This is a genomic window from Chryseobacterium gregarium DSM 19109, from assembly GCF_000430845.1.
Classification (GTDB): Bacteria; Bacteroidota; Bacteroidia; order Flavobacteriales; family Weeksellaceae; genus Chryseobacterium; species Chryseobacterium gregarium.
Genome location: NZ_AUMU01000001.1, coordinates 497,120 through 518,117, shown reverse-complemented (window position 1 = coordinate 518,117; position 20,998 = coordinate 497,120). Strand labels below are relative to the sequence as shown.

Below are 20,998 nucleotides of genomic sequence, written 5' to 3'. Positions count from 1 at the left end.
TAAAGATACACCGCGGGATGGAGCAGTAGGTAGCTCGTCGGGCTCATAACCCGAAGGTCATCGGTTCGAGTCCGGTTCCCGCTACTAAAGAAGAGTATTACAAAAATTGTAATACTCTTTCTTATTTCCCCAAATGGTGAATTTTATATCGCCTGACTGATTTATCCATTTGATGTCCTGATCCGGATCATACAACAGGAGAGAAAGATTATTCTTTAATGCAAAGATTTTATTTGAGAAGGCAGGGAAGTAAGATGATGTTGCCGATATATAGAAGAACTGCATTGATCCTGTTATTTTATCTTAATGTATACCTGTTGTATTTTACCTGCAGAAGAAATGAAATTTCCGGCTTTAAATACCTCTGCATTTATTTAAAGACTTTTACAGATGAGTTGCTGTAATGGCTTAATTTATGCAGGTGAATATCTATATATAATATACCATTAAATATAAGACTATGTATAAAAAAATCCTTGCAGGTCTGGGAGGTGCCGTTGCACTCAGCCTGCTTCACGAAGCCATCAGAAAAAATTTCGACAATGTTCCGGAGATCAACAAAGTGGGCGAGGAAGCGCTGAATATGGCTTTGGATAAAGTGGATATGAAGGTGACGAACCACGAGCAGCTGTATGCCGCTACATTGGCCGGTGACGTGATCGGAAACGGAATGTATTATGCAGCGACTGCCACTACCGACTTTAATATTGCTTCCGGCGTATTGATGGGGCTCGGTGCAGTAGCCCTTCCTGAAAAAATGGGCCTCGATGATACACCGGTTGCCGAGAATAACCAGAAAAAAATAATGACGGTTGCCTATTACCTTTTCGGAGCGGTTGTTACCAAACTGATTTACGATAGAATAAAGTAAGGATCCATACCCTAAAATAACTGCCACAAATTAATTTGTGGCAGTTTACATTTTTTTAAGAGCGGAAGCTTTGTGCACCGCTGATTTTCCTGTCTTTTCACTCATCACCTCATATTGGGGTTCTTCCTCCGAGGCGCGCCGCTGCCTGTTCATAAAAACGAAATCCTTTGTATGGATGTGGGTAATCTTCCCATGGGTTTCCCCGTAGCTGGAATTCCATCTTACCATGTCTCCTTTTTTTAAACCGCTCATTTTCTTTGTTTTAAATTTCGGATTACCTGATCATTTATCATGCCATACGTATCTGCCTGGCTTCAATGGCCGCATCACACATAAAAAATCCCGCCTTGGATAAAAGCAGGATTATTTCAATACGGTAATTTAGGTCTTTTACTGAGCCAGCTGGCTGAAAGGCTTAAGCGCATTGTCATCAGCCATTGTCTGTCCTATGAATTCTTTTTTCTGACCTCTTTTCATTCTGTTGGCTGCATCGCCTCCGTTAAAATAAGAATCGTTCAGTTTTGTTGTGATTTCAGAAGGGTTAAACTCAAATTTCGTATCACCTTCCACCCCAAGATAACCGTTTTTCCGGGTCAGGTTGGTAATATAGTTGTTATAATTGATCAGAGTCCCCCTGAACATAGAATTGTGGTACTCCATACATTTTTTCGCTTTTTTGGAAGAATTGTTAAGGATACAGTTGTTCATGTTCCCTCTGTACAGACGCCATTCCGTTTCCACTTTTCCGTATTCCTTCGCTAAGGCAGTCTGGCCATTGGTAAGAATATTCGGATCGTTTTCTTTTTCGCTGATCTCTTTTAAATGCTTGATCACTAACGGAACGGTATTTTCAATTTTTTTCTTCGCTTCTCCTATCGCACTGAAATCTGCTGCCGGAGAGGCTTTCTTCTGAGCAGTGGTAAAGTTAAAAATGAAGAGTAATAGTACAAACAATAAATTATATCTTTTCATGAGAAATTTTTAAAGCACTAAAATAAATATATTTTCTGAGTTTAAACCATTTCCTTTTAATTTTCTGTAAGAAAAATTAACAACTTTTAAGAACTTCAGGGCTAATAATGCACTTTGCTATACAATAGACAGGAAATAATTTTACTTATTGCAAATGCAGTAAATTTAATTTAAAATTATCATTCTGATTTTCAGGGTATTGAATATATATATTCCTTATCACTAAAAAAATAGTTGTTTGAACGGATTTTATTTCTACATTTGTATCACTAAGGAATTAGTGATATTAATCTGTATGATAATAAAACGATAAAATGAAAAGGATATGAAAATTCAGACTTTAACCAAGGCAGAAGAGCAGGTGATGCAGTACTTATGGAACCTCGAAAAAGGATTCCTGAAAGATGTCCTGGATCTGTTCCCTGAACCGAAACCCCATACGAATACCGTTTCTACCATTTTAAAAGTACTGAAAGAAAAGGAATTCGTAGACTATAATGTATACGGAAGACAGCATGAATATTTCCCGCTGGTTTCCAAATCCCAGTATTCCGGGAAAACCATGAAAAGCCTGGTAAAGAATTATTTTAAAGGCTCTTATAAAAATGCCGTTTCCTTTCTGGTGGAAAAGAATGAAATGACGGTAGAAGACCTTGAGATGTTACTGAGCGAACTCAAAAAGAAAAATTAGCAGCCTATGGAACCTGTACTTCTGTATTTCGGGAAAGTTATTGTATGCTCCGGTGTAACATTTCTATATTACCGGTTGTCTTTAAAAGACAGGACCTTTCATCACTACAACCGATTTTATCTTTTGTCTGCGATGCTGCTCTCGATTCTGCTCCCTTTAATAAGGATAGAAGACTTTACGATTGAAGTAAGCCCTGATGTATACCGGTTAATTGATAAGGTACAGAATTTTAACACCTATAAAAACACGACCTATGATTACATTTATGTTAGAATTATTTTTTCAGCTCTGGCACTTGTTTCTTTCTTTTTTTTAGGAAGGTTCATCTACGGGATTTTCAGGATCCACCAGCTTAAAAGCCGGTTTCAGAAAGAGCGCTTCGAAGGGATCAACTTTTACCGGACGGATCTGTCCGAAGCTCCGTTTTCTTATTTCAGAAATCTGTTCTGGAAGAATACGATTATGATCAATTCTGATGTCGGAAAGCAGATTTTGAAGCATGAAATGGTTCACATTGAACAAAAGCACTCATATGATAAAATAGGTATCGAAATAATCACTTCTGTTTTCTGGTTCAACCCGTTCTTTCATATCATTAAAAAAGAAATAAGCTTAATTCATGAATACCTGGCGGATAAAAAAGCCGTCAGACAATCGGACACCCAAGCATTTGCGCAGATGCTGCTGGCCAGTCACTTTTCCGGAACCCCGTTGCCGGCAACCAGTCCGTTTCTCAGTTCAAACCTTAAAAAACGATTAAAAATGTTACAAAAACCTAAAACCCAATTCGGGTATGCACGGAGAATACTGGCATTGCCGGTAGTATTTTCAGTAGCCTTTGCATATATGGTAAATGCCAAAAACCAGGAAATCAGAGCGACGAATATAGAAATTGAGAAAGCGGTTTCCCGGATTGAAAAAGATAAGGATACCGTTGCCGGAAAAGATACAATAAGTCCCGGCATCTCTAAAAATCCTGTCGTAATAGCCCATGCTTACAAGCGTTCGGATGATGAAAAGAAAATTGCCGGTTTAAGTAAGAAAATCCAGGAAAACACGGCAACGCTGAAAAACCTAGCCCCTAAAAGCGAAGAATACAACAGACACCTTGAAGAAATAGGAAAGCTGTCCGGAGAGATTGGAAAAATTGCAGGCTCGGAAAACTTTCTGAATTCTGTAATGGTGATAAGAATGGACGGTAAAGATGTAAATATTAAAGATTATTTCAAATCGGCAGCGTGGAAGGATAAAATGAAGACTGTTGAAAATATGAAGCCTGAAGAAATGCCTGAGCTTCCTGAAATTAATATTGAACTTCCTGATCTTCCGCCAACTCCGCCGATGCCGAATGTGCCCAACGCACCGGATGTACAGGTGTATGCTTTTAAAGACGTGAAAGAAATGAAATGGTCTCCTGAACTGAAAAGGGATTTTAAAGTATCAGGGACAAAAGTACAGGAATCTGCAGCGACGGCAAAAAGAAGAGCTAAGCTTGATAAGGAAAGGATGAAGTTAGATGTAAAAAGAGCAAAACTTGAAGGTGAAAGAGCAAGACTGGATGCGGAAAAAAGAGCTTTGGAAGGTGATAGAAAAGTTTACATTTACAGCAACACATTAAAAAATATACAGGGTGATAAAATTTCTAAATTGACCGCAAATAACCTTAAGATCGTCTACAACAAAGATGCTGCGATGGCATCGGGAATTAAAAATATCAACGGCACGGATGACATGAAGATCTATTTTGACGGAAAAGAAGTGACGAAGCAGCAGATGGAAGCCCTGAACCCGGATAAGATTAAAAGGATGAGTGTTAATAAAAAAAACGTTGACGGAGGCAGAACTTCCGGAGAAATCTGGATCGAAACCAGAAAATAACCATAAAACCAGATATAGCCCTATCAGTACTTTAAGTTTCAAACTTTGATATGATGTATTGACAGGGATTTTTATTTATTTAAAACCAGCAGAACCCATGAAAAACAGTATTTTACTTTTTATATTTTTAAGTATCATCACCAGTGCCCAGAGCCAGCGTTTTACCTATGACTATCAGTTCATCCCGGATTCCACTAACGTTTCGGAGGTTAAAAACGAACTGATGAACCTGGATGTCTCGAAATCCGGCTCTAAATTTTACAGTTATACCGTTTACCACTCAGATTCTCTGATGAAAATTGATCTTAACCGGCAGCTGGCATCCACGGGATCAATCAATGTAAAGTCTGATAATCAAAAAGGTCTGGTGAGATATACCGTTTCAAAAAAATACCCCAAGTATGAAGTCTTTTTGCACAACAGGATTTTAAGGGACCAGTATAATGTTTCTGAAGAAAGGCAGATGGTGTGGAAAATAACTTCAGAAAAAATGAAAATCGGGGAGTGGTCCACGCAAAAAGCAGAAACTGATTTCGCCGGAAGACATTGGTATGCCTGGTTTACGACTGAGATCCCGATTCAGGACGGACCCTATAAATTTCACGGGCTTCCCGGTCTTATCGTGAAACTGGAAGACCAGACCGGATCTCACCGTTTCACTTTGCAGGCTGTAAAAAATATCAGTTCCATTCCAGAAGAGATCTTCGGTGCCAATGAAATTCCGGTTAATGCCAAACAGTACAGCAAACTCTTAAAAGATTATGAAAATGATCCTACAAAAGGACTTAAGCAAATGCAGATGGGCGGTGCGATAATGATTATGAAAGACGGACAGAATTCCGACATGAAAAGCCAGGAAGAGCGCATCAAGGAAAGAATGAGAAAGGATAATAACAAGATCGAACTTGAGAATATTTAAAGCGATGAAGAAAATTTTTGCAGCATTATTTTTAGCTACAGGCCTTAGCCTTTTTGCGCAAAACCGTTTTTTTTACGAATACCGGTTCATTTCAGATTCTACCGATACAGCAGATGTGAAAAAGGAAATGATGCTTTTGGATATTGATCAAAACGGATCAAATTATTACAGTCAGGATAAATTTGTAGCAGATTCCACATCAAAAGCCGATCTGGAAAAACAACTGAAACTGAATCCCGGCAATATTAATATCAGCCGGAGTGATAAGCCGGGACAGGTATCGTATAAAGTAACAAAGCGATATCCTGATTTTAAGACCTATCTTTTTACCAGCGTATCATCTGACCGCTATAAAATCGAAGAAGATCAAAAACCGGAATGGAAAATACTGCCTGACAAACAGAAAATAGGCGCATACAATGCGCAAAAAGCCACAACCGATTTCGGAGGAAGAGAATGGACAGCGTGGTTTACCACAGATCTGCCTTTCCAGGACGGGCCGTATAAGTTTTATGGACTGCCCGGGCTGATTGTGAAGATTGAAGACAAAACAGGTTCTCATTCGATGACGCTGGTCGGAAATAAAACGATTGCCATTACAGCAGATAAAGAGCCGGAACTTCCGCAGGGAATGCAGGTATACGGAATGGGCGGGAAAGATATTGAAATCAATAAAAACCAGTTCAGAAAAGTATGGAAAGCCTATGTGAACGACCCCACGAAAAATATGCGTGAGATGATGATGAAGAATACCGATAATAACAGGGTGGTCTTCAAGACCAAAACGGCAGACGGCAAAGAAATTTCAGATCCGAATCAGGTATTCAGAGAAGTGGAGAAAAAAGCAAAGGAAGGTTTTAAAAAGAACAACAATCCCATCGAGCCGGATTTATACCGGTAAAAATATCATTTTTTTTAAAAGCAGGGTGAAAGTCATTTTTCATCCTGCTTTCTTTTTGTTATATTTAATAATACATCTTAAACATCAAACCTAAAATAAGAATTTATGACAGAAAAGGAAAAATGTGAAAACGGACTTTTATATGACGCCAATTACGATCAGGAACTGATCAACGAACGGATGGCCGTTAAAGATCTCTGCCTGGAATACAATCAGCTTAAAAATTCCGATACGGAAGGAAGAGCAGCATTGATTAGGAAGATTGTAGGAAAAACAAAAGAAACCGTCTGCATAGAGCCGAACTTCTGGTGCGATTACGGCTATAATATTGAAGTCGGGGAAAATTTCTATGCCAACCATAACCTGGTGATCCTGGATTGTGCCAGGGTGATTTTCGGGGATTATGTCTTCATCGGGCCGAACTGCAGTTTTTACACCGCCAGCCATCCGCTTGATGTACAGCAGAGAAACCAGGGGCTGGAGTCTGCACACCCGATTACGGTAGGAAACAATGTATGGTTCGGAGGAAACGTTGTTGTTCTACCGGGAGTCAGCATAGGGAACAATTCCGTGATCGGAGCGGGAAGCGTCGTGACGAAGGATATTCCGGATAATGTAGTGGCTGTGGGAAATCCCTGTAAGGTTATAAAGACTATTGATCAGTAGTAAGAATAAATCAACCGGGCGCGGAAACTTTGTTTCCGCGCCCGGTTATATTAAGAAAAGCCTGTTGAGGCTTATGCTAATTTCTGGGAATCCGAAATAAACTGAGCCAGTCCGCTGTCTGTTAACGGGTGTTTCAGCAAGCTCAAGATCGGAGGAAGCGGTGAAGTGATGACATCGGCACCGATCTTCGCACAGTCGACAATGTGCATCGAGTGGCGGATGGAAGCTGCTAAAATTTCAGTTTCATACATGTAGTTATCGAAAATCAGCCTGATTTCTTTAATCAGATTCAGTCCGTCGGTAGAAATATCATCCAGTCTTCCCAGGAACGGAGAAACATAGGATGCCCCTGCTTTTGCTGCCAGAAGCGCCTGTCCCGGAGAGAAAATCAGGGTACAGTTGGTTCTGATCCCTTTGTCTGAAAAATATTTTAACGCTTTGATGCCGTCTTTGATCATCGGGATCTTCACAACGATATTCGGGTGGATCGCTGCCAGTTCATCCCCTTCTTTGATCATTTCTTCATATGTGGTAGAAAGTACTTCTGCAGAAATATCCCCGTCTACGATTTCGCAGATGGCTTTATAATGGTTTTTAATGGCTTCAGGCCCCTGAATTCCTTCTTTTGCCATCAGGGAAGGATTGGTGGTTACACCGTCAAGGATTCCAAGGTCTTTCGCTTCTTTAATCTGCTCTAAATTCGCAGTGTCTATAAAAAATTTCATTTGTTTAAAGATTTATTTAATACAAAGATAAACATTCCTTTCTGAGTGTAAAATTTTTTAGTCAAGGTTTATGGAGAGTGGTAAGAACAGCAAGAAATAAACAACGGTTTTTTACTTTTGAAAACGCCGGATTCTCAATTAAAGTTGAATTAAAAGTTAAATCAGCTTTGTTTTTATAAAGTCCCGATACTCAAATTTAAACAGGCTTAAGGGTATTATTTTTAAGTCCGACAGAAACATAAGAAGGGATAAAAAAAGATCCTGAAATTTCAGGATCTTTTTGATTACGAATTTAATGCTTTGCTTAGTTTTACAGCATCCTGGTTGGTAGGATCATACTGTAAAGACTTGGCGATATGCTGCTTGGCTTTATCCGGGTTGCTCTGCTGTTCTGCAAAAGCAACATAGAAATAGGCGTATGCCAGGTTTTTCTTATTCTGTTCCACTTCTTCCGGTTTTACCAGAGAAATGTATTTTTCGTAAGCCATTTTTGCATTGGCATCGTCTTTAGCCGACTGGTAAGCATAGGCCTGACTGTAATAGGAAGGCGCCCAATCCGGTAATAAAACGGATATTTTTTTCCAGGTGTCAATGGCATTCGTCCAGTCCGAAGCCTCCTGATATGCGGTCGCCAGTTTCGCTAATGCTTCTGTATCCTTAGGATTGGCTTCTGTTTGTTTTTTAAGGTTGTCGATAGCCGGGTTTGATGACTGGCTGGTGGCTGCTACCGTAGCCGTACTGTCTGTCTGGGCAGTCTGTGCGCTTACAAAACCGGCACTTCCCATAAACATTAAACCTAAAAAAAGATTTTTGATATTAATTTTAGTCACTTTCATAATTCTTTATTTTTTAATAATCTCGGATTTTAAAATTCAATAATAGTTCCAGAAAACTCGAAAGTTTAGATCCGTTAAGATTTTTTTGAAAAGATTAACAACCTGCCGGTGTGTTTTATATTAATTTTTGATTTGTTACGGTTTAAACTATCTTTGTTATTCAACAATCAATCAAGAATTTTATATGAATGTCATACTCGCTTCAACGTCTACTATTTTCGGAGGAACCTATCTGGATTATTTAAAGGAAGAACTCATAGGGTTATACGATGGAATCGATGAACTGATTTTCATTCCTTTTGCAAGGCCCGGCGGGATCTCCCATGATGAGTATACTGAAAAAGCCCGATCCTTCTTTGAAACGATTAATATTACAGTCAAAGGATTGCATGAATTTGACAACGCCATTGAAGCTGTTGATAATGCAAAAGCCTTTTTTACAGGTGGCGGAAATACTTTCCTGCTGGTAAAAACACTTCATGAACAAGGCCTGATGCCGGTCCTGAAAAAAAATATAGAAAGCGGAAAGCCTTATCTGGGCTGCAGCGCCGGGAGCAATATCGGCGGACAGAATATGAAAACCACGAATGATATGCCGATCGTTTACCCACCAAGCTTCGACTGTATGGGGCTGGTGCCGTTCAACATCAATCCGCATTATCTGGACCCGAATCCGGACCTGAAGCACAACGGGGAAACAAGAGAAACGAGAATCAGGGAATTCTTAACCCAAAATGATATAATGGTGGTGGGACTCCGCGAAGGAAACTGGATCAGGATAACCGGAGATCGGATTACGGTGGAAGGAAGTGAACTGACCCGGATTTTTGAAAAAGGAAAAGAGCCTTATGAAATAGAAGCAGGCTCCGGCTTATAAACTTTACTTTAACTATATTGGACTACAGAATGCGATACCCGGCAGTGGTTAGGAAACTAAGCCGTCTTGCCGAAGCATCTGCATTCAGAAAATAAATCCGCAATGAGAAAAACATGTGCTGCTCTTATCGCATCGACACAGATTATTCTGGCCCAGAATACAGCCCAGAAACTGGATGCCGCCACGGAAAACCTGATGAAATCTTCTGCCGCCGTTTCATCCAACCTGTCATTATATGTTTCTGATGAAAACGGAAACCTTATCTATGAATACCAGGGGAATAAAGGGCTGTCCACCGCATCGACCCAAAAAATATTTACTGCAGCGGCTGCTTTGGAGACCCTCGGTAAAAATTACAGATATAAGACTACCGCCGGCTATTCAGGAACGGTTTCAGGAGGAACCCTGAACGGTAACCTGTTCATTGCTTCCACCGGAGATCCTACATTGGGAAGCTGGCGGTATGACGGGTACAAACCTGAAAACTTTAAGCAGAAACTAACCGAAGCAATCAGGAAATCCGGAATTTCCGGAATTTCCGGCGATCTGGTTATTGACGATTCTTATTTTGACCACCAGACCATTCCCGGAGGCTGGCCCTGGGATGATCTCGGAAATTATTACGGAGCCGGGGTCTGGGGCGTCAACTGGCGCGAAAACCAGTTTGACATCAACCTCAACGGAACGGAATTCAAAAGTTTTTCCTACCCATTGGAAGGGGTCAGGTGGCTGAATGACCTTAAGGTGGCCGGAAATTCAGATCAGAGCTTGGTTTTTACGGCACCCTATTCCAATGTGGCACTGATCAACGGAACCTTACCTTCAAAAACAGTTACGGTTTCGGGTGCGACACCCAATCCGCCCTTACAGCTCGGGATTGAAGTACAGCAATGGCTAAAGGAATCGGGAATAGCCTTTTCAGGAAAGGTAATCACCAATTCCCAGCTCGAAATTGAAGGGAAAAAACTGATGGACGTTCCAAAAAGCAACATCATTCTTACCTATGAATCGCCGACGCTGGATAAAATCGTTTATTGGTTTTTAAGGAAAAGTATCAATATGTACGGTGAAACCTTGATCAAAACATTAGGGAAAGAGAAAAAAGGAAATCCGGGGTTTAAAAGCGGTGTCGCTTTTCTGAAAGAGTTCTGGACATCGAAGGGGATTAATCCGAATATGATCAATTTTGCCGACGGAAGCGGGCTGTCGCCACAAAACTACGTTTCGGCGAAGGCGGAAGTACAGGCTTTATTGTATGCCCGGAAACAACCTTGGTTTGATGCTTACTATGATGGGTTTCCTACCCAGGATAACGGACTTAAAATGAAGAGCGGGACCATGAGGGATACAAAATCTTTTGCCGGCTACCATACGTCAAAAGAAGGAAAAAAATATGTGTTTTCAATCATTATCAACAACTACCAGGGAAGCGGGAGCACCGAGCTCCAGAAAATCCTGAATGTTTTAAAATAAACTGTTTTGAGGAAATCAATACTGTCAAGGCTTAATAACTGGATTATTTTCTTTCTGATGACCCTTGTGGTTTTAACGGTGGTCATTGCTTCAACCGTCCTGATCAATTTCCTTCGTAAAGAGGAAATTAAAAGGGTGGACATTCTGGTGAGTGCTGTAAAATTCCAGCAGGAAGCAACCACTCCGAACCTTGAAGTTCAGGGGCTGATCCTTCAGATCTACAGTTCGAATACGACCATTCCGGTCATTATCCTGGACAAAGACAATCAGATCATAGAACATAAGAATATTCCGCAGGAAATAGAAAATGATCCCAAGGAGATCATTGCTTTTGCTGAAAAAATGGCTAAGACCTATCCCCCGATCGAACTTAAGTTTCCCAATAAAAATAACCAGTTTGTCTATTATGATAATTCTCCGTTATTAAATAATCTACGCTACTCCCCTTATATTTTAGGATTTTTCATCCTCTGCTACTTCCTGTTTTCGTTCTGGTTCCTGAGAACCATTAAAAAAACGGATGAAGGCTATCTCTGGGCCGGACTGGCCAAAGAAACGGCGCACCAGATCGGGACCCCTCTGTCATCCATGATCGGGTGGATGGAAATCATGAAGCTGGATACCCCGGATTCCGAAGGCGTCCATGAAATCGAAAAGGATATTGAACGGCTGAGAACCATTTCGGAACGGTTTTCCAAGATCGGTTCTGTACCGGAGCTGAATGACCGGGACTTTAATGCAACCATCCGGGAAAACTATGATTATCTGAAAACAAGGATTTCAAGGAAGATCAACTTCGGGCTGCATCTTCCCAATTACGATATTTCGGTTCCCCATAACAGAATTCTGATCAGCTGGGTAATTGAAAACCTGGTTAAAAATGCAGTGGATGCCATGAAAGGGGTGGGCTCAATTTCCATGACGGTATCTGAACGGAATAAACATATTATCATCGAGGTACAGGATAACGGAAGCGGAATGACGAAACAGCAGGCCGGAAATGCCTTTAAACCGGGATATTCAACCAAAAAGCGCGGCTGGGGACTCGGCCTGTCATTGGCCAAAAGGGTGATTAAAGAATACCACAACGGTGATATTAAAATTGCACAGACCGAAGTAGGAAAGGGCACGACTTTCAGGATTACGATCAGAAAAGCTTGAGGGTATTGTAATTTTTAAGTTGCTGAAACGAAAGGCAATAAGTGTGATTATATTATATCAAAGCCTGTTTTTGGTTTTACAAAAAGATAATTTCCCGCAGATAATCGCAGTCCCATAGATCTTGATGTACATTTAAACCCGCTGAATCTAAAAATCAGCGGTAGCAACATTAAAATCAGGCTTTAAAAAGTTTTAATTTTAAAATTTAAATAGCTCTTGATCTTAAAAATAAACAAGCGGAGATTCTTTCTCCGCTTGTTGTTGTATTGCTGATGGCATGTTGAATGAGGATTACTTTTTCCCGGTCAGCCACTGATCCTGCAGTTTCTGTTCTGCAGCAGAAGGGCTGGCTTTAAACTGAAGGGTTTCCATCGTCATCTTATCCAGAATGGCTTTCCCTTTAAGCTCCGTTTTTTCAGATTTTCCGCCATTGTTCCTTAATACCGTTACGGTTACATTCTGCCCTTCCTTAATGGTTTTGGAATAATTGATAAAGTCCTGAATATTCTGAACATTAATGGTCTTCCCGTCTAGTGCAGCGATTTCGTCGGTAATCTTAAATCCTATGCTTTTTGCGAAAGGCGATAACGCTGAGCTCTCATCAAACACAAACGTATTGTTTTTGTCATTATAGCCGGTCTGGTTCGGATCTCTGATAAACCAGAATATAGGCGGGGTTTCCTGTTTCTTCATTTCCACGCCTACCATATTCAGGTATTGCGCGTAAGGTGTCGGCTGGTCTCCCGCAATGTATTTGTTATAGAAATCTTTCACCTGGGGATAGCCTGTAACCGTTACCAGTTCATCAATCAGCTTGTCATCCTTGAAAGGTTTGTTTTCCCCGAACCTCTGGGACAGTTTCCGGATCATATCACGGTAGCCCATTTCACCGTTTGACAGTTTCCTTAATTCAATATCCAAGCACATCGCCAGAAGCGTTCCTTTTTCATAAACGTTCCTGTACTGGTCCTTGTATTCATCCTTAAGAATATTCTTGCTCATGACCGTAAAGGGCATGGTATCATTGTAATTCTTAGAGTTGGTGATTTTTTCATTCATCCTCTGCAGGAACTCGTTTTTCGTAATCAACCCTTCCTGGATCTGGAACAGGTTGGCAAAATATTCCGTTCCGCCTTCATACATCCAAAGGTGCTGGGACATTTTCGGATCTGCGTAATCGAAGTAATGAATCTCTTCAGAATGCGTTTTCAGAGGATTTACCGTATGGAAAAACTCGTGGGAAACCACATCCGTAATGGTTTTGTCGATAGCTTCCTTCGGCATCATCTCAGGCAGGACGACACTGGTGGATTCATGGTGCTCCAGTGCCCCGAAACCTTTGATCTGAGGGCCTTCGGCTCCGGCCAGGTAAAGCATGATCGCATATTTTTTATTGGTATTCATGTCGCCCAGGAACTTTTTCTGAGCCATGACCATTTTTTCGAGATTGTCTTTAAAATCAGCCGCTTTATATTTCCCGGAAGGAGAATAAACACCCAGAACGAGATCCATTCCGCCGGCATTGAAGGTAATATAATCCGGTTTTGTGTACATTAATGGCGAGTCGGTAACCTTGGCGTAATTGGCCAGCGTAAACGTATCGGTAGATTCAGACTTGTCCTGGTCAACCAGAGCCGTAGTCCCGTAAAAATCAGCAGGCTTCTGAATCACCAGCTGGTAAGGGACATCCTGCATGTTATCGATATATCCTATAAAACCGTGGGTATTGATCAGGTATACTTTTCCTGCTTCGATATCCGTTCCTGAAGGTGAAAATACCGCCTTATGTTTCGAGGCATCCATTTCATCGTCAAAACTGTCATTAACCAGATACGTCACTTTGGTTAAATTCTGGGCATTTTTAATTGAATAGGTATTGTCACCTGCCTTCGTAAAAGCGAGTTCTTTTCCTTTATTGTCTAAAAACTTAATGCCTTCCACAAATCTTCCGTAGTCATCTACGGAGTAGGTTCCGGGAACCGTTTTCGGGAAGTGGAATTTTACGTCCCCTGATTTCATTTTGGGGAAGTCCATGGTCACGGCAACCTGGTCATTTTTTACATTCACCAGGTCAATGGTGGTTTTTATGGATTGGGCATTCGCCAGAAAAGCAGTTAAAATGCCTAAACTGAGGGCTGTTTTTTTCATTGAATTCTAATTTATACAGTAATTAGTTGTGCTCAGGAAACTTTTGTTACAGGAAGCTGTACTAATTTTTCTTAAAACGGATGGCTTACGCATGATTTGAAACAGAAGGTAAAACAGCGCCTGCCGTTTTACCTGTTCGGGTTATTGTACTCTTTTGTAGTTGACATAATAATTCCTGTTAAATTCTATAGGAGACCCTTTTTTGAGTTTTACGGTCTGCCATTCTTCTGTCGGGTTAATGGTCTGTTCACCGTCTATCCTGACAGGCAGATTCAGATTTTTCACAACATTGGTATACCGGAACTTGAGCTTTTCTCCCAGCTGCGAATATTCTAAAACCGGTATTTTCGTAGTCCTCAGGTATTGATTGAATACTCCCGAAAAATCAATTCCCGCTTTCTTTGAAATATATTCCTCAACCTGCCGGGTGGTTACCGTCTGATGGTAAAAGTCTTTATTCAGCCCTCTTAAGATCTGCCTGAATTTATCATCATTATTGATCACCTGACGGATGGTATGAAGCATACTCGCGCCTTTCGGGTACATATCCCCGCTGCCTTCATTTCTTACCCCGTATTTTCCGATAATCGGAACGTCATTGGCAACGATCTTTCTGATTCCCATGGCATAGAGATCAGCCGATTTTTTATCCATATAACGTTCAGTAAACAAAACCTCGGAGTAATTGGTAAAGCTTTCATGAATCCACATATCCGCCTGATCCTTGGCCGTGATATTATTGGCAAACCATTCATGGCCGCTTTCGTGAACAATAATAAAATCCCAGTTGAGACCGACCCCGGTGCCGGAAAGGTCTCTTCCCAGATACCCGTTCTGATACCCGTTTCCATAGGCCACACTGCTCTGATGCTCCATGCCCAGGTAAGGCGATTCTACGAGTTTATAAGAATCTTCATAAAAAGGGTAGGGACCGAACCAATACTCAAAAGCGGAAAGCATCGGCTTTACCTGCTGGAACTGTTTTTTAGCTTTATCCAGGTTATAGTCCATCACCCAGTAATCAAGAGCGAGCTTTCCTTTTTCCCCGTTAAACGTATCTTTAAAATTTACATATTTTCCGATATTCGGGATGATGGAGTACGGGTTAATGGGGCTTTTTACTTCCCATGTATAGGTAACTTTATCCCCGGTTATTTTTTTGTCGGTCAGCCTGCCGTTTCCGACACCCACCAGATCTTTCGGCGTAATGATCTTCATCACAATCCCCTCGTCAGGCTCATCGCTCCAGATGTCTTTTACCGGCAGCCAGACCGAGGCCCCGATTCCTTCATCCGCAACGCTCATCCAAGGATTTCCTTTTTCATCATTGGTGAATACCCAGCCTCCGTCCCACGGAGCATTTTTGGCAATGACAGGATTTCCGGAATAAGCAATCTCCAGGGTATACTTTTCTCCTTTTTTAAAGTTTTTATTGCTTCTGATCCAGATAAAGTCACCGTCCTGCTTATACTCTGCCACCGGGAAGCTTGCTCCCACTTTATCGGCTTTCATCGGCTGCTGCAGATCGATCTGGAAAGTCGGATTTTTAACGTCTTTAATGATCTCGAAACTGATGATATTGCTTCCCTTAATGCTTTTCTGCGTAAAGTCCGGTTCCACGGAAAGATTATATTTCTTCACGTCCCAAAAATTCCGGAACGGGGTATCGGAACCTTTTAAGGTGTCCTGTCTGGTAAAAACTTTATCTTTCTCAAAGAATTGCCCGAAGGCAAGACCGGAAGCCAGCAGAAGCGTCAATGGCAGCTTTTTCATTTGAAGTACATAATTTAATCTTCCAAAAATAGAAAATTAATTAATGGCAAAACCTGTGAAAGGATAAAAATGCGGGGAGTTTTGATAAAAAAAAGTTTCCGTCTGAATTATAAACAAACCCCAGGCAGAAAATCCTGATCCTGCCAGCCCATAAAAAAACCCGCAGAGTCAGTCTGCGGGAATATATTTAAAAAGCCTAGGTAATTATTTCTTCACCGGTAAATTTCCGGCTGCTTTCTGAACTTTCTTGTAGGTATAGGCGCACATAATGATGCTGAACTCATACAGCAGAAGCAGCGGAAGTGCAGCCATCAGCATGCTCAATACATCTGCCGGCGTAATAATAGCGGCAACCACCATGATGAGGACAATGGCATGACGGCGGTACGTCCTCATGAACACCGGCGTCAGAATCCCGATCGTCGTCAGGAAATAGATAAGGACCGGAAAAAGGAAAATAACGCCCATTCCCAGCACCACCTGTAAAAATAAGGTCGTATAATCACTTAGATCATAGAGCGGAATGATGATGTCTGAAATTTTAAAGATCACCCCGAAATTAACGGCAAAAGGAAGGATTAAAAAATAGCCGCACAAAACGCCCATCATGAAAAGGATCCAGACGGAATTGATAATAAAAATAGAGTTTTTCCTTTCATTCGGATGCAGGGCCGGACTGATAAATCTCCATAATTCCCAGACAATATACGGGAAGGCCACCACGATTCCCCCGAATATAGAGACGGCCATCATCACGTTAAACTGCTGGTAAAGTTTGCTTGCCCGCACCGGGAAATCTTTGGGAAGATGGATGCTTTCCTCACCCAGGATCAGCCTTGAAAAATGGTTGACCATTTCAAACGTCGGAAAATCGTTTCTGGTAGGACCAAAAAAAATGTGATCCATAATCCAGTTGATATTGAAGCCGATAATGAAAGCGGCAATGATAATAGCAATAATCGAACGGATGAGATGGCCTCTTAATTCACCAATATGCCCGAAGAAGGACATGTCTTTAACATCACTCACAGAATAATATTTTTACGGCTTCAAATGTATGAAAAAAGTTTTAGTAAAGCAGGACGTTAAGGGTATGAAGATGAAGTTTAATGATTGACAGCACCGCTGCTCAGATCAACTTTCATGTCGGTCAGTAATTCTTCTGCCATTTTGTTGATTTCCTTCCATCGCTTATCCATATTGAGATCTACCTTTTCAAAAAACCACTCGTCTCCGGTAATTTTGGAAGTTATTTCTTTAAACTGTAAAAGTTTTGGCCGTACAGTTTCATTGATGACGCCGTTTCTGAACATGCTTCTGAATATTTCTTCTGTGAAGATAAATTCGATATCTTCTTCCAGTCTTCTGAATGGGAAATCTTCAGATATAGTTGAGGCGCTGAATTTTTCAGCATTGTGTGAACATAAGATTAAAGCCCTTATTAAAATATCAAAGTAATCAGTATAATTTTCATTAAACGTCTTTTCCGTGAAATGATTTTCCTTTTGTTCCTTCTTTCTTGTAATGTAATACGTGCGTGGCTGATCTGCCTGATTGTACAGATAACATCTTAATAAATAGATTAAAAGGGATACAACAACTATCAAAAAATACATCGTGAAGTTTAGTTGATTCCTTCATCCAACAGTTTATGCAGGTCAATAATGCCGAAATATTTTCCGTTTTCCGTCACGATCAGCTGCCCGATGTTGTTGTCTTTCAGTATTTTCATGGCTTCTTTTGCCAGAGCGCTTCTTTCAATGGTCTTCGGGTGGGCAGACATAATGTCTCCGGCCGTCACTTTGGAAATATCGTCGCCTTTCAAGAGCATCCTTCTTAAGTCGCCGTCGGTAATGACGCCTATGATCCGGTCATTATCGGTTACTACCGTAATCCCGTGCCGCGATGCGCTGATGGAAATGATCACGTCTTTTACCGTAGCGTGTTCTGTGACGTTGGGTTTCTGGGAAGACAGGAAATCGTCCACTTTTGAAATCAGATTCTTGCCCAAGCTTCCTCCGGGATGGAATTTTGCAAAATCATTGGCTTTAAAATCATTCATTTCCATTAAAGAAACGGCCAGCGCGTCTCCCAAAGCCATCTGAAGAGTTGTTGAACTGGTCGGGGCCAGCTGGTTCGGGCACGCTTCCACATCCACATGGGTATCCAGGATAACCTCGGAAAATTCTGCCAGTTTACTGCTTTTGTTCCCGGTCATGGCGATCAGGGCAGAAGAATACTCTTTTAAGTAGGATACTAAATTGACAATCTCCGGTGAGTTTCCTGAATTTGAAATGCATAAAACGACATCCTGTTTCTGGATGACGCCCAGATCCCCATGAATGGCTTCCGAAGCGTGGAGAAACTGCGAAGGAGTACCGGTGGAATTTAAGGTCGCCACTATTTTATTCCCCACATGCGCTGATTTTCCGATGCCCACCACGATCAGCTTTCCTTTTGCAGCATGGATGATGTCCACGGCTTTTACAAATTGATCGTCAAGCCTGTTTTTCAGTTTTTCAAGTTCAGAAATTTCAATTTCCAGGGTGTTTTTCGCAATTGAAATGATGTTGGCTCTCTCCATTTTACTTTTTGATGGCTCTATACAAACTCTTAGAAAATACCATAATTTTACAAGAGTTATTAATATAAATTTTATTTTTAATACCTTCGTTTGCTTTTATGTTAAGCAAAAAATGTATAACTTTGGGTTAGATGCAAATTTAGCAATAGAAAATTAGATGAGCGCAAAAAAAGCCAATTTATCAGGCGAATTGAAGAAATATTTCGGGTTTTCTACTTTTAAAGGCCAGCAAAAACAAATTATCCAGGACCTGTTAGACGGCAAGGATATATTTGTGCTGATGCCTACAGGAGGCGGAAAATCCCTATGCTATCAGCTTCCGGCTCTTATTTCTGAAGGTACGGCAATTGTCGTTTCACCTTTAATCGCATTAATGAAGAACCAGGTGGATGCCGTGAACGGACTTTCATCCGACGACGGGGTGGCACATGTTTTAAATTCATCATTAAACAAAACACAGACCAAACAGGTATTTGACGATATTAAAGCCGGGAAAACGAAGCTTCTGTATGTCGCTCCCGAATCCCTGATCAAGGAAGATTATGTAGACTTTTTGAAAGATGTGAAAATTTCTTTCGTCGCGATCGATGAAGCTCACTGTATTTCGGAATGGGGACACGATTTCAGGCCTGAGTACAGGAACCTGAAATCCATTATCGATAAAATTGCGGATGTACCGGTTATCGCCTTAACGGCTACGGCAACGCCCAAGGTTCAGGACGATATCCAGAAAACGCTGGGCATGACGAATGCCCTGGTTTTTAAAGAAAGCTTCAACAGGCCCAACCTGTTCTACGAGGTACAGCCTAAAGTAAATATAGACCGGGCCATCGTTAAATTTATCAGTCACCACAAAGGAAAATCAGGAATTGTTTACTGCCTGAGCCGGAGAAAGGTAGAAGAGTTTGCCCAGCTTTTACAGGTAAACGGCATCAATGCGCTGCCTTATCATGCGGGACTTGACCAGAAAGTCAGGGTGGCGAACCAGGATAAATTTCTGATGGAAGAAGTGGATATCATCGTCGCAACCATCGCATTCGGAATGGGAATCGATAAGCCTGATGTCCGTTTCGTTATTCATTATGATTTTCCGAAATCCCTGGAAAGCTATTACCAGGAAACCGGACGGGCAGGACGTGACGGAGGCGAAGGCCACTGTCTGGCATTCTATGACCCGAAAGATATTGAAAAATTAGAGAAATTCCTGGCCCAGAAGCCCGTTTCAGAAAGAGAAATCGGATTACAGCTTCTGAATGAAGTGGTAGGCTATGCCGAAACGTCCATGAGCAGGAGGCAGTATATTCTTTGTTATTTCGGTGAAAACTTTGATCCGGTGAACGGAGACGGCGCCAACATGTGTGACAATTCAACGAATCCGCCGAAACTTAAGGATGCCACGGATGATCTAATAAAAGTACTCAAGTTAATCCGCGATACGGGAGAAAAATTCAAATCCAAAGACCTGATTTCTGTCGTTACAGGGAAAGAGAATGCGGTAACAAAGTCTTACAAACTTGAGCAGACCTCTTATTTCGGCTTCGGCAAAGAGGAAAAAGACAATTACTGGAAAACGGTTTTAAGACAGGCTACGGTTCAGAATTTTTTACTGAAAGATATTGAAACGTACGGGGTTTTGAAGATCACCGAAAAAGGGAGGATGGCCCTGAGCAGAGCGCTTGAAGTTTCATTTTTAATTGCTGAAGACCGGGAGTTTGACCTTACGCAGACCAAAGCTGAAAATGACCAGATCCAGATGCAGTCCGGAGGCGGATTGGACCAGAACCTGTTTACTTTATTAAAGGAATTAAGAAAAAAAGTTGCCAAAAAGTACGGGATTCCACCTTACACCGTGTTTATGGATCCGAGCCTGGAAGATATGACGGTTCAGTACCCGGTTACCTTAGACGAAATTGCAAAAATTTACGGAGTAGGAGAAGGAAAGGCCAAGAAATACGGTAAGGAATTCGCTGACTTCATCAGTAAATATGTAGAAGATCATGCGATTGAGCGTACCCAGGATATGGTGATGAAACAGGTGGCCAATAAATCAAGCCATAAGGTCTTCATCATCCAGAGTACGGATAAGAAAATTGACCTTGAAGATATTGCCAGAGCCAAAAACCTTTCAATGGATGAGCTCCTGAAGGAAATGGAACGCATTGTTTATCAGGGAACCAAACTTAATATTGATTATTATATCGAAGATAATTTCGATGAAGATATTGTAGACGGCTTCATGGAATTCATGAATGAATCTGAAAGCGACAGCATGAAAGTCCTGCTGGATGAATTCGGGGACGAGCTCTCTGATGAGGAAGTACGGATGCTGAGAATAAAATTTATAAGCGATGTAGCCAACTAAAAATGGATCTGCATCCTGATGAAATCATCATAAAAGAAATTCTTCCCCGGAAGAGTTTCTTTTTTAATTTGACGGAAAAACTGAGAATGGTTTTTTCAATTTTTTACCTTGCAATATCCTCTTTTTTATTAGCTAGTGTTTTTGATACCGGTTTTTCTGTA

19 protein-coding genes and 1 tRNA gene are annotated in these 20,998 nt (G+C 41.2%); 11 read left to right on the top strand and 9 right to left on the bottom strand.

Annotation, left to right across the window (positions count from 1 at the left end; translation table 11 throughout):
* Positions 1-11: 11 nt before the first annotated feature.
* Together H561_RS0102640 and H561_RS0102630 are read left to right on the top strand one after the other, a co-directional pair.
* A tRNA-Met gene (locus H561_RS0102640) sits at positions 12-84 on the top strand.
* A 376-nt stretch (positions 85-460) separates the two neighbouring features.
* Positions 461-871, top strand: coding sequence for a hypothetical protein (locus tag H561_RS0102630; protein WP_034761124.1), 411 nt, complete (start codon positions 461-463; stop codon positions 869-871).
* A 45-nt stretch (positions 872-916) separates the two neighbouring features.
* On the opposite strand, the gene H561_RS0102625 is transcribed toward H561_RS0102630, so the two are convergent.
* Positions 917-1,123 (bottom strand): hypervirulence associated TUDOR domain-containing protein, encoded by a 207-nt coding sequence (locus H561_RS0102625; RefSeq protein ID WP_027385605.1) that lies wholly within the window; start codon positions 1,121-1,123, stop codon positions 917-919.
* A 138-nt stretch (positions 1,124-1,261) separates the two neighbouring features.
* Positions 1,262-1,843 carry a hypothetical protein gene (locus tag H561_RS0102620; RefSeq protein ID WP_027385604.1) on the bottom strand — a complete coding sequence of 194 codons (582 nt, stop codon included), beginning with the start codon at positions 1,841-1,843 and terminating at the stop codon, positions 1,262-1,264.
* A gap of 325 nt (positions 1,844-2,168) precedes the next feature.
* On the opposite strand from H561_RS0102620, the gene H561_RS0102615 reads away from it, so the two are divergent.
* From H561_RS0102615 to H561_RS0102595, 5 genes are all read left to right on the top strand, one after another.
* A complete protein-coding gene (locus tag H561_RS0102615) occupies positions 2,169-2,534 on the top strand; it encodes a BlaI/MecI/CopY family transcriptional regulator (RefSeq protein WP_027385603.1) in 366 nt (121 codons plus the stop codon).
* A gap of 6 nt (positions 2,535-2,540) precedes the next feature.
* Entirely contained in the window at positions 2,541-4,412 is a 1,872-nt protein-coding gene (locus H561_RS0102610) for a M56 family metallopeptidase (protein WP_027385602.1), read from the top strand.
* 97 nt (positions 4,413-4,509) lie between these two features.
* On the top strand, positions 4,510-5,331 hold the full coding sequence (locus tag H561_RS0102605) for a GLPGLI family protein (RefSeq protein ID WP_027385601.1): 822 nt from the start codon (positions 4,510-4,512) through the stop codon (positions 5,329-5,331).
* A 4-nt stretch (positions 5,332-5,335) separates the two neighbouring features.
* Positions 5,336-6,232, top strand: coding sequence for a GLPGLI family protein (locus H561_RS0102600; RefSeq protein WP_027385600.1), 897 nt, complete (start codon positions 5,336-5,338; stop codon positions 6,230-6,232).
* 105 nt (positions 6,233-6,337) lie between these two features.
* Complete coding sequence (locus H561_RS0102595) at positions 6,338-6,898, top strand: sugar O-acetyltransferase (protein ID WP_027385599.1); 561 nt, start codon at positions 6,338-6,340, stop codon at positions 6,896-6,898.
* A 71-nt stretch (positions 6,899-6,969) separates the two neighbouring features.
* Here H561_RS0102595 and fsa read toward each other — a convergent pair whose 3' ends face one another.
* Together fsa and H561_RS0102585 are read right to left on the bottom strand one after the other, a co-directional pair.
* The gene (gene fsa, locus H561_RS0102590; RefSeq protein WP_027385598.1) at positions 6,970-7,623 is read right to left on the bottom strand and encodes a fructose-6-phosphate aldolase; all 654 of its coding nucleotides are present in this window, start codon (positions 7,621-7,623) and stop codon (positions 6,970-6,972) included.
* A 284-nt stretch (positions 7,624-7,907) separates the two neighbouring features.
* Positions 7,908-8,459: a tetratricopeptide repeat protein gene (locus H561_RS0102585; protein WP_027385597.1), complete on the bottom strand. Its 552-nt coding sequence runs from the start codon at positions 8,457-8,459 to the stop codon at positions 7,908-7,910.
* A 184-nt stretch (positions 8,460-8,643) separates the two neighbouring features.
* On the opposite strand from H561_RS0102585, the gene pepE reads away from it, so the two are divergent.
* The 3 genes from pepE to H561_RS0102570 all read left to right on the top strand — a co-directional run bounded on the left by pepE (position 8,644) and on the right by H561_RS0102570 (position 11,970).
* Positions 8,644-9,336 carry a dipeptidase PepE gene (gene pepE, locus H561_RS0102580; RefSeq protein WP_027385596.1) on the top strand — a complete coding sequence of 231 codons (693 nt, stop codon included), beginning with the start codon at positions 8,644-8,646 and terminating at the stop codon, positions 9,334-9,336.
* Between the two features lie 102 nt (positions 9,337-9,438).
* Positions 9,439-10,809, top strand: coding sequence for a D-alanyl-D-alanine carboxypeptidase/D-alanyl-D-alanine endopeptidase (gene dacB / locus H561_RS0102575; RefSeq protein ID WP_027385595.1), 1,371 nt, complete (start codon positions 9,439-9,441; stop codon positions 10,807-10,809).
* A gap of 6 nt (positions 10,810-10,815) precedes the next feature.
* Positions 10,816-11,970, top strand: coding sequence for a sensor histidine kinase (locus H561_RS0102570; RefSeq protein WP_027385594.1), 1,155 nt, complete (start codon positions 10,816-10,818; stop codon positions 11,968-11,970).
* Between the two features lie 291 nt (positions 11,971-12,261).
* Here H561_RS0102570 and H561_RS0102565 read toward each other — a convergent pair whose 3' ends face one another.
* From H561_RS0102565 to H561_RS0102545, 5 genes are all read right to left on the bottom strand, one after another.
* On the bottom strand, positions 12,262-14,118 hold the full coding sequence (locus tag H561_RS0102565; RefSeq protein WP_027385593.1) for a M61 family metallopeptidase: 1,857 nt from the start codon (positions 14,116-14,118) through the stop codon (positions 12,262-12,264).
* Positions 14,119-14,259: 141 nt separating this feature from the next.
* Entirely contained in the window at positions 14,260-15,891 is a 1,632-nt protein-coding gene (locus H561_RS0102560; RefSeq protein WP_027385592.1) for a M1 family metallopeptidase, read from the bottom strand.
* Between the two features lie 204 nt (positions 15,892-16,095).
* Positions 16,096-16,920, bottom strand: coding sequence for a twin-arginine translocase subunit TatC (gene tatC, locus H561_RS0102555; protein WP_027385591.1), 825 nt, complete (start codon positions 16,918-16,920; stop codon positions 16,096-16,098).
* A 77-nt stretch (positions 16,921-16,997) separates the two neighbouring features.
* Positions 16,998-17,507, bottom strand: a complete 510-nt coding sequence (locus tag H561_RS0102550; protein WP_027385590.1) for a hypothetical protein — start codon at positions 17,505-17,507, stop codon at positions 16,998-17,000.
* An 8-nt stretch (positions 17,508-17,515) separates the two neighbouring features.
* On the bottom strand, positions 17,516-18,475 hold the full coding sequence (locus H561_RS0102545) for a KpsF/GutQ family sugar-phosphate isomerase (RefSeq protein WP_027385589.1): 960 nt from the start codon (positions 18,473-18,475) through the stop codon (positions 17,516-17,518).
* A 157-nt stretch (positions 18,476-18,632) separates the two neighbouring features.
* Between H561_RS0102545 and recQ the strand changes: the two genes are divergently transcribed.
* Entirely contained in the window at positions 18,633-20,837 is a 2,205-nt protein-coding gene (gene recQ, locus H561_RS0102540; protein WP_027385588.1) for a DNA helicase RecQ, read from the top strand.
* The last annotated feature ends 161 nt before the right edge of the window (positions 20,838-20,998 follow it).

Coding starts and splice junctions, on each gene's coding strand:
- H561_RS0102630 (WP_034761124.1), top strand. CDS start 461: ATGTATAAAAAAATCCTTGCAGGTCTGGGAGGTGCCGTTGCACTCAGC.
- H561_RS0102625 (WP_027385605.1), bottom strand. CDS start 1,123: ATGAGCGGTTTAAAAAAAGGAGACATGGTAAGATGGAATTCCAGCTAC.
- H561_RS0102620 (WP_027385604.1), bottom strand. CDS start 1,843: ATGAAAAGATATAATTTATTGTTTGTACTATTACTCTTCATTTTTAAC.
- H561_RS0102615 (WP_027385603.1), top strand. CDS start 2,169: ATGAAAATTCAGACTTTAACCAAGGCAGAAGAGCAGGTGATGCAGTAC.
- H561_RS0102610 (WP_027385602.1), top strand. CDS start 2,541: ATGGAACCTGTACTTCTGTATTTCGGGAAAGTTATTGTATGCTCCGGT.
- H561_RS0102605 (WP_027385601.1), top strand. CDS start 4,510: ATGAAAAACAGTATTTTACTTTTTATATTTTTAAGTATCATCACCAGT.
- H561_RS0102600 (WP_027385600.1), top strand. CDS start 5,336: ATGAAGAAAATTTTTGCAGCATTATTTTTAGCTACAGGCCTTAGCCTT.
- H561_RS0102595 (WP_027385599.1), top strand. CDS start 6,338: ATGACAGAAAAGGAAAAATGTGAAAACGGACTTTTATATGACGCCAAT.
- fsa (WP_027385598.1), bottom strand. CDS start 7,623: ATGAAATTTTTTATAGACACTGCGAATTTAGAGCAGATTAAAGAAGCG.
- H561_RS0102585 (WP_027385597.1), bottom strand. CDS start 8,459: ATGAAAGTGACTAAAATTAATATCAAAAATCTTTTTTTAGGTTTAATG.
- pepE (WP_027385596.1), top strand. CDS start 8,644: ATGAATGTCATACTCGCTTCAACGTCTACTATTTTCGGAGGAACCTAT.
- dacB (WP_027385595.1), top strand. CDS start 9,439: ATGAGAAAAACATGTGCTGCTCTTATCGCATCGACACAGATTATTCTG.
- H561_RS0102565 (WP_027385593.1), bottom strand. CDS start 14,118: ATGAAAAAAACAGCCCTCAGTTTAGGCATTTTAACTGCTTTTCTGGCG.
- H561_RS0102560 (WP_027385592.1), bottom strand. CDS start 15,891: ATGAAAAAGCTGCCATTGACGCTTCTGCTGGCTTCCGGTCTTGCCTTC.
- H561_RS0102550 (WP_027385590.1), bottom strand. CDS start 17,507: ATGTATTTTTTGATAGTTGTTGTATCCCTTTTAATCTATTTATTAAGA.
- H561_RS0102545 (WP_027385589.1), bottom strand. CDS start 18,475: ATGGAGAGAGCCAACATCATTTCAATTGCGAAAAACACCCTGGAAATT.
- recQ (WP_027385588.1), top strand. CDS start 18,633: ATGAGCGCAAAAAAAGCCAATTTATCAGGCGAATTGAAGAAATATTTC.